General features: G+C 36.4%; 12 protein-coding genes and 1 riboswitch. All 12 genes read left to right on the forward strand.

Going from position 1 to position 15,453, the window contains the following annotated elements; translation table 11 throughout:
- Nucleotides 1–20 precede the first annotated feature (20 nt).
- The 12 genes from clpP to tkt all read left to right on the forward strand — a co-directional run bounded on the left by clpP (nt 21) and on the right by tkt (nt 15,414).
- Nucleotides 21–605 carry an ATP-dependent Clp endopeptidase proteolytic subunit ClpP gene (clpP, locus tag WCV66_RS07395; protein WP_338788483.1) on the forward strand — a complete coding sequence of 195 codons (585 nt, stop codon included), beginning with the start codon at nt 21–23 and terminating at the stop codon, nt 603–605.
- Between the two features lie 445 nt (nt 606–1,050).
- Nucleotides 1,051–2,349: an NlpC/P60 family protein gene (locus WCV66_RS07400; protein ID WP_338788484.1), complete on the forward strand. Its 1,299-nt coding sequence runs from the start codon at nt 1,051–1,053 to the stop codon at nt 2,347–2,349.
- Nucleotides 2,350–2,737: 388 nt separating this feature from the next.
- Entirely contained in the window at nt 2,738–3,928 is a 1,191-nt protein-coding gene (locus WCV66_RS07405; protein WP_338788486.1) for a GTP-binding protein, read from the forward strand.
- Nucleotides 3,929–3,972: 44 nt separating this feature from the next.
- On the forward strand, nt 3,973–4,122 hold the full coding sequence (gene rpmG, locus WCV66_RS07410) for a 50S ribosomal protein L33 (RefSeq protein ID WP_338788488.1): 150 nt from the start codon (nt 3,973–3,975) through the stop codon (nt 4,120–4,122).
- Between the two features lie 118 nt (nt 4,123–4,240).
- A riboswitch (cobalamin riboswitch) is annotated at nt 4,241–4,430 on the forward strand.
- Between the two features lie 211 nt (nt 4,431–4,641).
- Nucleotides 4,642–6,666, forward strand: a complete 2,025-nt coding sequence (locus WCV66_RS07415) for a DUF4430 domain-containing protein (protein ID WP_338788489.1) — start codon at nt 4,642–4,644, stop codon at nt 6,664–6,666.
- Nucleotides 6,667–6,951: 285 nt separating this feature from the next.
- Nucleotides 6,952–7,797 (forward strand): DUF4430 domain-containing protein, encoded by an 846-nt coding sequence (locus WCV66_RS07420; protein WP_338788490.1) that lies wholly within the window; start codon nt 6,952–6,954, stop codon nt 7,795–7,797.
- A complete protein-coding gene (locus WCV66_RS07425; protein WP_066329775.1) occupies nt 7,797–8,684 on the forward strand; it encodes an energy-coupling factor transporter transmembrane component T in 888 nt (295 codons plus the stop codon). Before WCV66_RS07420 ends, WCV66_RS07425 begins: the two co-directional genes overlap by 1 nt.
- On the forward strand, nt 8,657–10,306 hold the full coding sequence (locus tag WCV66_RS07430) for an energy-coupling factor transporter ATPase (RefSeq protein WP_338788492.1): 1,650 nt from the start codon (nt 8,657–8,659) through the stop codon (nt 10,304–10,306). The genes WCV66_RS07425 and WCV66_RS07430 overlap by 28 nt, the downstream gene beginning before the upstream one ends.
- Nucleotides 10,285–10,974 carry an ECF transporter S component gene (locus WCV66_RS07435; protein ID WP_396652619.1) on the forward strand — a complete coding sequence of 230 codons (690 nt, stop codon included), beginning with the start codon at nt 10,285–10,287 and terminating at the stop codon, nt 10,972–10,974. The genes WCV66_RS07430 and WCV66_RS07435 overlap by 22 nt, the downstream gene beginning before the upstream one ends.
- A 191-nt stretch (nt 10,975–11,165) precedes the next feature.
- Nucleotides 11,166–12,293, forward strand: a complete 1,128-nt coding sequence (locus tag WCV66_RS07440) for a histidine kinase N-terminal domain-containing protein (protein WP_338788493.1) — start codon at nt 11,166–11,168, stop codon at nt 12,291–12,293.
- Between the two features lie 224 nt (nt 12,294–12,517).
- Nucleotides 12,518–13,402 (forward strand): 6-phosphofructokinase, encoded by an 885-nt coding sequence (locus tag WCV66_RS07445; protein ID WP_338788494.1) that lies wholly within the window; start codon nt 12,518–12,520, stop codon nt 13,400–13,402.
- Entirely contained in the window at nt 13,402–15,414 is a 2,013-nt protein-coding gene (tkt, locus tag WCV66_RS07450; protein ID WP_066329791.1) for a transketolase, read from the forward strand. Before WCV66_RS07445 ends, tkt begins: the two co-directional genes overlap by 1 nt.
- Nucleotides 15,415–15,453 lie beyond the last annotated feature (39 nt).

A 15,453-nucleotide genomic window follows, 5' to 3' on the forward strand; every position in this document is an offset into this window, starting at 1 on the left:
ATGATAAGGAGGGTTTTACAATGACAACAATTCCATATGTTATTGACCAATCAAATCGAGGGGAACGTTCATATGATATTTATTCGAGACTTTTAAAGGACCGGATTATCATGCTTGGAGATGAGATTAATGATCAGGTAGCCAATAGTATTGTTGCACAAATGTTATTTTTAGCTGCCGACGACCCAGAAAAGGATATTTCATTATATATCAATAGTCCAGGTGGCTCTACATCTGCAGGGTTTGCAATTTTCGATACGATGCAATATATAAAACCTGATATAAGAACAATTTGTACAGGAATGGCAGCTTCATTCGGTGCTACCTTGCTTTTAGCAGGTACAAAAGGTAAACGCTATGCTTTGCCAAATAGTGAAATCATGATACACCAGCCTTTAGGTGGAGCAAAGGGGCAAGCGACAGATATCGAAATTACAGCAAGGCGTATACTAAAGCTGAAAGAACATGTGAACAATTTGTATGCAGATATCACCGGCCAGCCAATTGAAAAGATAAGAATTGATACAGAACGGGATTATTTTATGAGTGCAAAAGAAGCAGTGGAGTATGGAATAATTGATGAGGTTCTCAATCCAACTAAATAAAGGTAATAGAGGCGATTCCATCTTATTTGGAATCGTCTTTTTTTTATTATTACAACTCCAGCCTCTTAGATATAGGGATACTAAAAACAAACACCCTGTCTTCCCAGTTTTGCACTTTGGCCCGTGAGCACTGGTTTTACGAAGCTAGAACTAGTAAAAACTAGGGTGTTTGCCCCTTTTATTTACATGACTAATAGGTCCTAGAAATAGATTTTGATATATGTTAGAGTATAGTTTGCGGGTTTTATAGTAGAAAAAAAGGGTCTTTTGTTATATTTGAAATATAATTGTAATATTAACAACATGATTTTGTCACTTTTTGATGATATACTACTTATTGTGGCTAAATAAGTAAAAAGTATGATAATTTTTAAATGTATTGAAGATAAATAGATATATAGAATTAGTATTCATACATATAAGATTTGAAAGTAGGGGAAGAGAAATGTCGAAAAAGAAACTACTAGTCATGAGTTTAGCAGTCATGATTGGATTAGGCAGTTCATTTGCTATTCCTTCAGCTAAAGCTGAAACAGCGGAGAGCTTATCTGAAATTCAGCAACAGCGCACACAAGTTCAAGAGAAAATTGAAAACGCTGAGCAAGAGCTAAATGATGTTCAGAAAGAACTTGCTAAGTTAAATGAGCAAATTGAACGTGTTGATCAGGCGATTGCAGATAACAACACTAAAATGGAACAAACGAAAAAAGACATAACTGTTGCTAATGAAGAAATTAGCAAAATGCAAAATGAAATCGCAGTTTTAGAAGAGACAATTAAAAATAGAACAGAAATATTAAAACAACGTGCTATTGCATATCAACATAGTGGTGGAAATGTTGACTATTTTGACGTATTAGTTGGTTCTTCTAGTTTCAGTGATTTTGTTAACCGTGCGATTGCAGTCGGGAAAATTGCAGAAGCAGACAGAGATCTTATAAAGCAGCATGAGGAAGACCAAGCTACCTTAAAGGAAACACAAGCTGCAAAGGTAAAAAGACTTGCAGAACTAACAGAGATGAAAACAGAATTAGAAGGTATGCAAGCTCTTGTTCTTGAGCAAAAGGAACAAAATGATCAATTAAAAGAACAGCTTAAGAGTGAAGAATCAGCAACATTAGCTGCTAAAGCTAGCATGCAACAGCAAGATAGTAATCTTGCATTACAAGAGTCTAGTGTCCAACAAAGCTTAGCTCAAGCAGAAACCTCAGCATCAACATCTGTAGAGTTAACAAGTGGAACTAATGGAGAAAGCTCTAATTCAAAAGCAAACTCAAACTCTAATTCAACATCAAGCTCAAAAAAATCTACAAGCAGCAATAAAACTGTTGCTTCAACACCTGTAAATCCAAATGGTACTGTTAACGACTTGATTCGCGCAGGTTATAAATATATTGGTAACTCTGTCTATGTATTTGGTGGCGGTAGATCTTCTTCCGATATAGCAAATGGAAGATTTGACTGTTCAGGTTTTGTAAATTGGGCCTTTTCAACAGTTGGAGTTAGCTTAGGTGGTAATACGGATTCATTAAAGCACGCAGGAACTCAAGTTTCAAGAAGTAATATGCAACCTGGAGATCTTGTTTTCTTTAATACTTATAAAACAGATGGCCATGTTGGTATTTATGTTGGCGGTGGTAAATTCATCGGTTCTCAAAGTTCAACTGGTGTAGCAATCGCTAATATGAGTAGTGGTTATTGGGCAGAGAAATTTAATGGACGTGTTGTGCGCGTGAATTTATAAGTTTTGATTAGAGCTGGCATAAATGAGTCAGCTCTTTTTTGTCTTAATTTTTTAATTCCCATTTAAATAGCTTGCTAAACATAGAATATAAATATTTCGCGCATGTAATTTTAATTAGATCAGGAAGGAGGTAAGATTAGGCATTATTGTCTACTCCTAAAGAGAATGATAGCAAGGTTACTATGTCTTTAATCTAAAGTGGTGCTTGCAAAAGAGCAAATATTATTATAAAATTTAAATCGTAATGATTACTGTTTGTGATGTTACCACAAGATATTTAATTACGACCAATTACACATAATTAAAGATAGCAGTTGTGCGTAATAAATAGGTAGGAAAAATATAGACTTTAAATCGTAATAATAACGATCTAGAAAGAAGGGTTCAAATGAGAAAAAAGAAAATACCAGTAACAGTCTTAAGTGGTTATTTAGGATCTGGAAAAACAACTTTATTAAATCATATTTTAGCTAACAGAGAAAATAAGCGAGTTGCAGTAATTGTAAATGATATGAGCGAGGTAAATATTGATGCCTCATTAATTAAACAGGGTGGTTTTTCTCAGACAGAGGAAAAGCTAGTCGAGCTACAAAATGGTTGTATTTGTTGTACATTGCGCGAAGATTTAATTTTTGAAGTTGAGAAGCTTGTAAAGCAAGGAGATATTGACTATCTTGTCATTGAATCAACAGGTATTTCAGAGCCTGTTCCAGTAGCACAAACATTTACATATGTGGATGAAGAGCTCGGGATCAATCTATCAGAGCTATGTAAATTAGATGCAATGATTACGGTAGTAGATGCAAACCGCTTTTGGTACGATTTTGCTTCTGGAGAGACACTTTTGGATCGAAAGCTAGCAACTGATGAAACAGATACGAGAGAAGTCGTGGATCTGTTAATCGATCAAATAGAATTTGCAAATATCATTGTTTTGAATAAAACAGATTTAGTCCATAGGGAAGATGTTGAAGAATTAAAGAGAGTTATTAAAAAATTAAATCCTGAGGCGAAAGTGGTAGAAAGTGTGTTTTCTAAGGTCGACCTTAACGAAATATTAAATACACACCTGTTTAATTTTGAGAAAGCAAGTCAAGCTGCCGGATGGATACAAGAGCTTATGACAGAACATACGCCAGAAACAGAAGAGTTCGGCATTTCTTCATTCGTATACAAGCGTAAACGACCATTCCACCCTGAAAGATTGATGGCTTGGCTTGAGGATTGGCCAGTTGATGTTGTCCGTGCCAAAGGATTCTTTTGGTTAGCCTCTCGAAATGATATGACTGGATTACTTTCTCAGGCAGGACCCTCTATTATTATACAAGGAGCAGGAGCGTGGATCGCAACTTATTCTCAGCAGGAACAACAACAAGTTCTCATAGAGGAACCTGAACTATTAGAAAAGTGGGATGATAAATATGGTGATCGTATGACAGAGCTCGTTATGATTGGTATTGATATGAATCGTGTTGAAGTTGAGGAATCACTAGATCATTGCTTATTAACGGATGAAGAAATGAATCAAGATTGGTCAACGTTTATTGACCCAATACCTTCATTTACCGTTGCTATTTAGATTCGTAAGAAAATCAAACTAAATTTTTATTAGGAGGAAATAAAATGAGAATAAATATAATATTAGCGTGTACTGAAACCGGGGATCGAAATTATATAACAACAAAAAATAAACGAAATAATCCAGATCGAATTGAAAGAAAGAAGTACTGCCCACGATTAAAAAAACATACATTGCATCGAGAAACAAAATAATTAGTCAGGAAAGGTACTCCAGGGGTTTGGTCCTGGGAGTGCCTTTTTTAAATTGAGAAAGAGACGAATATTGACACCCTTTTTATACTAGACTATTATTAAGTAATCTTAAATGTAACTAAATACGATAAAAATAGGTTGATAGATCTAGTAAGTCTATCATGAAAAGGGAAGACCGGTGAACAATCCGGCGCGGTCCCGCCACTGTAAATGGGAGATCTTTGCATTATGCCACTATTCATATTGGGAAGGTTGTAAAAGAGTGTTGATCATGAGCCAGGAGACCTGCCTGTTTTTTTAAATCACCAAAACTTACGAGGATAGGGATGGTGTTTGAGCACAGGTATACATATGTACTTTACTATTTTTTACCCTGTGACAAGCACACATCTCTGTATAGTGATGTGTTTTTTTATTTTTCAGGTACACAGAATCCTACTTTGGATAAGCGCGCAAGGTATCGTAACTCTCGTGCTTTTATTCTTATAGAAAGAAAACATAATTAGGGGGCTTTTTACTTTGAACAAACGAAATTTGTCAAACCGAGGTATAGCTTTATTTTCTATTACCTTATTAGTTCTTTTTCAAGTTTTATCATTTTTCCCACAGCATGTTGATGCAGCAGTATTAACAAATGGTGCAACAATTTCAGCAGTAGATCAGGCTGGGAATAAGATATTGCCTATGACTGCAGTAGAGATTGAAGAAGGTGAAACAGCTTTTGATATATTAAAAGAACAAACAGAGAAACAGGATGTTGCTCTAGACTATGGTGAAGATCCTAATTTTGGAGTATTTATCAATAATATTGGGTCTATTCCTCTTGAAGGTGATCAATATTGGGGCTTTATGATTAATGGTGAAGGAGCACAGGTTGGAGCATCAAGTTATGTTGTAGAAAAGGGAGATAGCCTACTTTTTAAAGTGATTAGTTATCCAGCCGAAACAGTTGATATAACAGTTTCTGCGGTCGAAAAAAATAAAAATGTAGTATTCAGAGAAACGGTATCAGTTGTGAATGGATCAAGTGCATACGATGCTATAAAACTAGCTGGTAAAACGGCAGAAGTTAGTGTAGATACATCCGTTGATTCTGAATTTTTTGCCTATGTAAATAACATCGGCAAGGTTGAATTAGGTGACTATGATTACTGGAGCACATACTTAAATGACGAATACATGCAAGAAGGGATTACTTCTACTATTGTTAAAAATGGGGACCATTTAAAGCTTGTTGTAGAATCATGGGGACCTCCACCGGATGAAACTGGTGATGATGGTGAAGATGAGCAACCTGTAACAGATGGTGAAACACCAGAAGATGATACTGGGACAGAAGAACCAAAACCAGATCAAACTCCAGTCACGCTAGAACAAGTAAGAACTGCTGTTCAATCAACGAAACAATATTTATCAAAGAAAGCTATAAATGACGATTTTACTGCAATAGCTCTTGAAGTTGCTGGAGGAGATGTACCTCAAGAATATATTGATAGATTAAAAGAGGATATCATAGAAAAAGAAGGCATTTATCGAAATGTAACAGATTATGAGCGGTTTGTAATTGGATTAACGGCAGCTGGAATTGATCCTACGAACTTCGCAGGATACAATCTAGTTGAAAAAATTCACTCGAATGAGCGGATGATAAAACAAGGTAATAATGGTGTAATCTATGCACTGCTAGCATATGATAGTGGAAACTATGAAATACCAAGTGATGCAAAATGGACAAGAGAAAAACTTGTAAACTATTTACTTGATCAACAGCTTAATAAGGGCGGCTGGTCCCTATTTGGTACATCTCCTAGTGTGGACATTACTGGAATGGCGCTTGCAGCATTAGCACCATACAAAGAACAGGAGAATGTACAAGCTGCTATCAATAAAGCAGTCGAATGGTTCTCTAGTGTCCAAGATAGCAATGGTGGGTTTAGTGATGATACAAATGGTGGTGACGCTAGTGAAACAACTGCACAGGTCATCATTGGTTTAGCATCTGTTGGTGTGGATCCAACCGATGAGAGATTCACCAAGCAAGCAGGAGACCTGGTTGTTGCGAGCCTTGATTCAGGAGCTTCAACAGGCGTTAATCTTATTCAGCATCTTCTTACATTTAAGCAGTCAGACGGTGGTTTTGCTCATCTAAGCGGTGGTGATACTAACACGATGGCGAGTACTCAAGCTCTGTTAGCGTTAACTGCATATGATTATCTCTTAACAGATAAAGGTTCGATTTATCGATTTAGTAAACCAGAAGTAGTCGTAGATTCTGATGAAATCGTTGATAATGAAGTAACGCCAACACCAGAAAAAACAGCTGAAATTGAGGAATCGTTGAACGAAGTAAAACAACCAGAAACAAAATCAGAAGCTACTACAGTAGTAAATAAAAAGGAAAGTGCTCAAGAAATAGTAAAAGGGCAACCTCTTCCAAACACAGCTACCCCACTATTTAATTTATTAGCAGCGGGTGGTACTTTACTAGTGATTGGTTCGACAGTTCTTGTTTATTCAAATAGACGTCAAACAAATAAAGTCTAAAGCGCAAAAAAATGCCCTCTCCAAATTGGAGGGGCGTTTTCCTGTTGTTTAGGAAACTATAAAATTCTTGTACTGTGGATAAGCGCTTGGCATCCAGCTCCAGCGCCCAGCGACTAGTGGACTTCCCTCATCTCTGTACGATAAGTCAACATCGAATCGCTATCGCTCTTCGTGTTACCTTTATCTACTACGGCTCAGTCCAGTCCATACGTCGCTAAACGGGCGCTTGCGCTTTTGGTGTTGCATTCTTAGAATTAAATTAATAAATGATTGGAGGTACTTATAATGCGGATGTATAAAGTGATAATTATTGCTATTTTATCAGTTATTTTAATTTTATCAGGTTGTGAAAAAGATGAAGTGGTACCAATTGCTGAAGAAAAAACAACAAATGTAGAGCAAACTACTTCAGAAGCTCAGGTTGAGCAAAAGGAAGAAACCACAACTATAGAGGTACAAGCGGAACAATCAAAACAAGAACAACAGGAATCTACTGAGAGCACATCAACCACAAATGATTCGAGTGATGATTCAGATACAGTAGTAACAACGAAAGAGGAACCAAAGGAACCGACCAAGGAATCAACAGCTCAAAAGTCAACAACAGAATCTTCAACCAATCAAACAATTACAACGGAAAAAGAAGAAACAGTAACAAATAAGACGTCAATTACTACACAAAAAACGCAAACAATAGCTGAGAAAAAAACCATAACAAATGAACAAAGTTCTAATCAAACAGAGACAGAAAAAGAAAAAGAACAAACAGCTACACCACCAAAAAAGGAAGCACCAAAACAAACTGTTACCATTTCAATTGTGGGAGATCAACAAAAAGGGACAATTCTTTCATCAACAAAGGTAGAAATGGAAGAAGGGAATACGGTTTTAGATATTACAACAAAAATTCTTAAACAAAAAGGTATTCCTATCAGTGTTACTGGTGGCGGATCAGGGGCGTATGTAGAGGGAATCGCCAACCTATTTGAATTTGATCACGGGCCTTTAAGTGGTTGGACAGTCAAACGTAATGGCGCCAAATTAGACAGAAGCTCTGGTGCTGTTCAAGTGAAAAGTGGTGACTCTATTCAGTGGATCTACACTTCAGATTATGAAGAGGATGGTAAATAATGACGAGAGGAATCCATTCTTTTCATCCATTCGTTAGTTTAATTTATTATGTTGGAGCGACTGCACTGGTCATGCTTTATAAGCATCCGGTGTTTTTGCTTGTTGGAGCAATTTTGCTCATTTTATTTAATTTTCGGTTAGATAAAGGGAAGACCTTAAAAAGTTGGATGATTATGCTAACTTTCCTTGCTTTGTTTTTCTTGATCATTAATCCCCTAGTCAACCACCGCGGTACACATATTTTATTTTACTTGTACAGTAACCCTATTATGCTGGAAGCGATCATTCAAGGTGTGATCTCGGCATTATCAATTTTTACGATTATGATCTTATTCACTTCTTATAATCTTGTTATTACAGCTGATAAATTTTTATTCTTATTTTCGAGATGGCTGCCTCAATGGGCGTTATTAGCAATGCTTTCGATGAGATTTGTCCCTCTATTAAGAAGAAGGTTAAGGGAAATTGAAACAGTCCAAAAAGGAAAGGGACTCTCTGTAACTGAGGGAAAACTAAGAACTAGAGCTAAAAATGGAATTTTACTTGTACAAATTTTATTAACCTGGTCTCTTGAGGAGGCTATTCAAACAGCTGACTCAATGGCAGCACGGGGATATGGGGTTAAGAAAAGAAGCAAATACACACCATATAAAATGGTTTTAAGGGATTGGCTAGCCATTATTTATCTGCTAATTGTTGCTGCAATTGCTGTTGTAGGTTGGTGGTTAGGTGATGGAGTTTTAAGTGTTTATCCAGTATTAGAAACAATGTATATCCAAGGTAGAGAGTGGTTTTACTTGAGCATATTTATGGTGTTTATTGGTTCACCACTTATTATAGAGGCAAAGGAGGTTGTACTATGGCATTCTTGGAAGCGAAGCATATAAGCTTTACCTATCCTGAAGAAAAGCAATGTGTGCTTAAGGATGTTTCTTTTACAATCGAACAAGGTGAGTTTATTGTGCTTTGTGGCCCTTCTGGAAGTGGGAAATCAACGCTTTTAAGGTTAATGAAACGTGAAATTGCTCCACATGGGAAAAGAGTAGGTGAATTCTTCCTCAACAAGGAGTCGCTATCCACTGCACCACTTGAGCAAATGGCAAAAGAAGTGGGAATGGTTTTTCAGGATCCTGAAAATCAAATTGTTATGGATAAAGTGTTAGAAGAGCTTATATTTGGTATGGAAAATATGGGTGCGACGACTGAAGAAATGAGAAAACGTGTTGCAGAAATCGTTCACTTTTTTGGTTTAGAAGGATTACTTAATCGGAAGACACATGAGCTTTCTGGAGGACAAAAGCAGTTAGTGAATTTAGCTTCTGTGCTATTACTAGAGCCTAAATTGTTGTTGCTCGACGAACCGACGGCACAATTGGACCCGGTGGCAGCTAGAGAATTTATTAGTATGCTGAAGACGATGAATGAAGAATTTGGCATTACTGTCATTATTGCAGAGCATCGATTAGAGGAGCTATTTGCGATAGCAGATCGAACAATTGTCTTGGATAAGGGTGAGATTATTGCTTTTGATATTCCTAAACTGGTTATTCATAGTCTTAGTCAAGATCTAAATCATGCTATGTACAATTATTTACCTAGTGCTGCACGATTATATATTGAACACACTTCAAACATCATTAGTGAGGCAATCCCATTATCGGTTAAAGAAGGCAAGCATTGGTTGAAGCAGCATCGGATTGAAGGAATCAATACAGATGAACGAAATGATCATGATAATAAGGAGCTTTTAAAGTTAAGACAGATTGATTTCCAATACTCGAAAGAGACTGACAAGATATTGAATAATTTGTCATTAACTATTAATGAAGGGGAATGGCTTTCAATAGTGGGTGCGAATGGAACTGGAAAATCAACGTTATTAAAGATCATGGCAGGACTTGAAAAGGCGCAACGTGGTTCAGTTATATATAAGGGAAAAAAGGTAAAGAAACAGCTTCCTGAAGAAATTGGTTATCTCCCACAAAATCCAAAGTTGTTTTTTATCCAAGATACAATTGAAGCTGAAATAAAAGAAATCATAAACTTTCGTCAAATTGATTCCGGTGATGAGAGAATCAAAGAACTTTTATCTATTTTTCAAATGAGGGACTTAAGAAATCGACACCCATATGATTTGAGTGGCGGGGAATTACAAAAAGCGGCACTTGCTGGTGTTTTGCTTCCGCAGCCTAAGCTACTTTTAGTTGATGAACCAACAAAGGGGCTTGATCCCGAAGCAAAACAACGATTTGGAGATCTATTACAATCGTTACAAAAGCAGGGGCTTACAATTGTTATGGTTACCCATGACATTGAATTTGCTGCAAAGTATGCAACACGATGTGCGATGATGTTTCAAGGTTCGATCACGATTGAAGCCCCTTCGAAGAGTTTTTTTCAAGGGAATGCATTTTATACTACAGTTATTAATCGTATTACAAGAGGAAGCGATGTTCCAGATGTTTTAACAGTAGAGGAGGCTCGGAGATCTTGGCGCGTTCACGAGTAATCCTTTTATCAATAGTTGTCATAGTTAGTGTTATTTTAGTAGCCACACCACTAATTGCTAACCAACATTTTTTACTAGTAAGTTTGTTGTTTATGACATTGACCTTTGTCCCTTTTATCATTCGCTTTGAGAGGAGAAAGGTTGCTGGTCGGGAGCTAGTTATTCTTGCAGTTTTAGCAGCGATTGCAGCAGTTAGCCGTGTCCCTTTTGCATCGATTCCAAGTGTCCAGCCGACAACCTTTGTCATTATTGTTACAGGTATCGCTTTTGGAGCGGAAAGTGGCTTTGTTGTAGGAGCGCTTGCTGCACTAGTTTCAAATCTATTTTTAGGTCAGGGACCATGGACTCCTTGGCAAATGTATGCATGGGGAATGATTGGGCTGGTTGCCGGTTTTTTACGAAATACTTGGTTGATAAAGAAGTCATTTGGTAGGATTATATTTGGGTTTTTCAGCGGGATATTATTCGGCTGGGTAATGAATTTATGGTACTTTGTAAGTTTAGGTGATCAAGTTAAATTTGCGGAGATTATCGCTTATTATGGGGCGAGCATGTATTTTGACTTAGCACACGCGTTATCTAATGTATTTTTCTTAATCGTTTTTGCAAACAGCTGGATTAAAATTTTACAGCGTTTTAGAAAAAAATATGGGTTATTGGATGGATAAAGTGTTAGCTCACTAGGTAGAGCTAACACTTTTTTGATGGAACTAATTACCGTTTCGTTTTAGTCATTTGTAATATAAAATATATTTTTCGAAAAATAAATTTGAAATTCAAAAAAAATAAAGAAGGTTTTTATCAAGTTTTGTCTAAATTTATTACTAAATATCTGAAACAATGAAAGTGGTGGTATTATTTGAGTTTAGCATCTGAATCAGAGGTTTTAACAAAAGAAAAATTGATTCAATTCCTTGAAGAGTCTGAAGAAGCTTTTCTGACATTATGGGAAGAAAGTATCATCATACATGAAGAAGATATTTATAAGGAAAATGTCACGCAAAATGGTTACCAAATGTATATGTTAATTAAACGTTCCATTACACAATCTGTATTGGACGAAGAAGTAAAAGAGCTTGCTTATAAGGTGGCAAAGGAGCGTGCTTTAAGTAACAGCAATATTGGGGAATTTGTCTATAATGTTAATTTAGGAAGAAGTGCAGTCATAAAATACGTTACTAAATCAGGTATAACTATTAAGGATTTACAACCTATCATTGATAATATTAATGAACAGTTTGATCGCTTTTGCTACCATGCTGTAACAAGATACACAGAATTAAAAGATTTAGATTTAAAGGAAAAGGTGGTATTTATCAACCAATCTCACAAAGATCGATTATCCCTCCTTGGTCAAATGTCCTCGAGCTTTGTTCATGAGTTTAGAAATCCTCTAACAGCAGTAATAGGCTTTATTAAGCTTTTAAAGATGGAAAACCCCTCTCTTAAATACATGGAAACAATAGAGCATGAACTCGATCAGTTAAAATTTAGGATTACACAATTCCTACATGCGTCTAGACTTGAGATTGTTGATAAACATCAAGAAGAAATCAAGATGGAAGACTTATTTAATGAAATTCTTTCATTTTTATACCCGAGTATCGTTGATGGTGATGTGGACGTTAAAACAAACATAGATTCAACCTGTAAAATTATCGCAGTAAAAGATGAAGTGAAACAAGTTCTAGTTAATATAATTTTAAATTCAATAGATGCATTAAAGCATAGATCATCCAACCGTCAATTGGCAATTTCTTGTGAAAATAAACAAGAATCAATTGTATTTACGATCACTAATAATGGTCCTGAAATTCCTGTTGAAATGAAGGAGGCTATATTTGAACCCTTTTATACGACGAAAAGTTTAGGAACTGGTATAGGACTATACGTATGTAAAACACTAATTGAAAAGCATAAAGGCTTGATAAACTGTGAATCAAATCAAGAGTCTACGTCATTTATTATTAGGTTACCAATGGTGTGATTTAATATTAATAGGATATGACGAACATGCTTATAATAAGAACGACCACTACAAATGTGTGGTCGTTCTTTGTGTTCAGTGAGTGAATTTCCTAATCCTAATAAGTTTTTTGAAAATTAGTGTTTTTATGTATTTATCTTTTTCTTCATATCATGTATACTAATCAATGTAACAAATGTTCAGTTAGTAGTGAACGAAATTTCTTTCTAAAGGGGGTAACGTAGATGATAGGTGTAGTTCATTTTGGTTGGGCTTCAGCAGGTACAGCTCAGATCGTTCGTACCCTTATAGAAGGACTATCCAGACAAGAGAAAACGATATATGCAATCGAATGCAATCGAATGTCAAAAGATATAGAGCTCAGAGAATTAAAAACTGAGGGCATAACAGCAAATTTAGGATCAGATAGCTGTGTATTACGTAGTTTTCCTATTGATATTTGGAATGAACGATCCCAAGAAATAGCAAATAAGCTATCAAAATTGAATAAAATTATTTTTTTAGGTGGAAGTGAAGTTGAAATTAATCAATCTTCACCGAAGCAATTACACGTGCCAGTAAGTATTTTTAATAATGTAGATGGATCGCAATCAACCTTAGGGTATGATACTGCATTAAACTCTATTGTTAAAAATATTGAAAGTGTTAGAGATACTGCTAGTTCATTATCATATGGAAAAGTGAGAGTATTTAATGTGCAAATTCCTGGATTTGGCTCATCCAACTTATTGCTGAATTCAGCATTAGCAGTTGAAGCAAAAGTTGTGACAAATGCTAACGAGGAAGAAATTGCTTACATAAAACAGCATATTAGGAAGAAAGAAGCGAATAAAGAAGGGTATACTTTCTTATTGATGGACCACACAGTGGATCCGGTTAAATTAGAAGTACACTTTGAAGAATTTGATCTTGATTGGAAAATAGTTGAGATCGATGAATCCCAATGCGGAGGACCATATCCTACCGCATTAGACAGACTTATTGCTAATCAATTGAAAAAGGCAGTAGTTGATTGGAGTTTATCTGATCAGCCTTCAGGTCAATTAGTTATTCAAGGCAATCAAGTAATGTATACACAAACAAATAAAATCTCGGAGGTTACAAAATAATGAGTGAATTAACACAAACAGAAAAGTTATCAATTGAAACAATTCGTACATTATCTATTGATGCAATTGAAAAAGCAAATTCAGGACATCCTGGAATGCCGATGGGTGCAGCACCAATGGCTTACACTCTTTGGACAAAATTTATGAATATCAGCCCATCAAATCCAAGCTGGTTTAATCGTGATCGTTTTGTTCTTTCTGCAGGTCATGGATCAATGCTTTTATACAGCTTACTCCATTTAACTGGTCATGACTTAACGATTGACGATTTAAAATCATTTAGACAATGGGGTAGTAAAACTCCAGGTCACCCAGAGTACGGTCACACTGCAGGTGTTGATGCAACAACTGGTCCATTAGGACAAGGAATTGCGATGGCAGTAGGTATGGCAATGGCTGAGCGTCACTTGGCAGAGACTTACAACAAGCCATCTTACAATGTTGTTGATCATTTCACATATGCAATCTGTGGTGATGGGGACTTAATGGAAGGTATTTCTTCAGAAGCAGCTTCATTAGCAGCTCATTTAAAATTAGGCCGTCTTGTTGTTCTTTATGATTCAAATGACATTTCATTAGATGGTGATTTACACAAATCATTCTCTGAAAATGTAGAGCAACGTTTTACTGCACAAGGATGGCAAGTCATCCGTGTTGAAGACGGAAATGATCTGAACGAAATTTCAAATGCGATTGAACAGTCGAAGCAAGATTTAGATCGTCCAACATTGATCGAAGTTAGAACAACAATTGGATACGGTTCTCCTAATAAATCTGGTAAATCTGCTTCACACGGTTCTCCACTTGGTGCAGATGAAATCAAATTAACGAAAGAAGCATATAACTGGACATTTGAAGAAGATTTCCATGTTCCAAGTGAAGTATATGATCACTTTAATAAAACAGTTAAAGAAGCAGGAGCAGCGAAAGAAAACGAGTGGAATGAATTAGTAGCAGCTTATGAAAAAGATTTTCCAGAGCTTGCGACACAATTCAAAACTGCAATAAGCGGTGAGCTTCCTGAAGGTTGGGATAAGGATATTCCAGTATATGAAGAAGGGTCAAGTCTAGCTTCACGTGCATCTTCTGGTGAAGTATTAAATGGAATTGCGAAAAACCTTCCATCATTCTTTGGTGGTTCAGCAGACTTAGCTGGTTCTAATAAAACAACAATTAGTGGTGCAGGAGATTTCTCAAGTGCGAATTACGGTGGACGCAACATTTGGTTCGGTGTGCGTGAATTTGCGATGGGTGCTGCTTTAAATGGTATGGCATTACATGGCGGACTACACGCATTTGGTGGTACATTCTTTGTATTCTCTGATTACTTACGCCCTGCAATACGTTTAGCAGCTTTAATGAATCTACCTGTAACATATGTCTTTACACATGATAGTATTGCTGTTGGTGAAGATGGACCAACACATGAGCCAATCGAACAGCTTGCATCATTGCGTGCAATGCCTAACCTATCTGTAGTTCGTCCAGCAGATGGTAACGAAACGGCTGCAGCTTGGAAAAGTGCAATTGAATCAACTTCAACTCCAACTGCACTAGTATTAACTCGTCAAAACTTAAAAACAATAAAAAATACAAAAGAAACTGCCTATGAAGGTGTTCAAAAAGGTGCGTATGTAATCTCTCCTGCAGGTAAAGAAACAGCAGATGTTCTTCTATTAGCATCAGGATCAGAGGTTGGTCTTGCTGTTGAAGCTCAAGCAGTATTAGCTACAGAGGGAATTGAAGCGGCTGTTGTAAGTATGCCAGCATGGAATCGTTTTGAAGCTCAGTCTGATGAATACAAACGTTCTGTTCTTCCTAAAGAAGTGAAGAAACGTTTAGCAATCGAAATGGCTTCACCACTTGGTTGGGACCGTTACACAGGTGACGAAGGCGATATTTTAGCGATTAATACCTTTGGTGCGTCTGCTCCAGAAAGTAAAATTTTAGCTGAATACGGCTTTACTGTTGATAACGTTGTTGCTCGTGTGAAGAAACTTATTGAAGCATAATAGGAATATTAAGAGGCTGACGTATACGTAATTTTGTCA

Source organism: Metabacillus rhizosphaerae, assembly GCF_037201795.1.
Classification (GTDB): domain Bacteria; phylum Bacillota; class Bacilli; order Bacillales; family Bacillaceae; genus Metabacillus; species Metabacillus rhizosphaerae.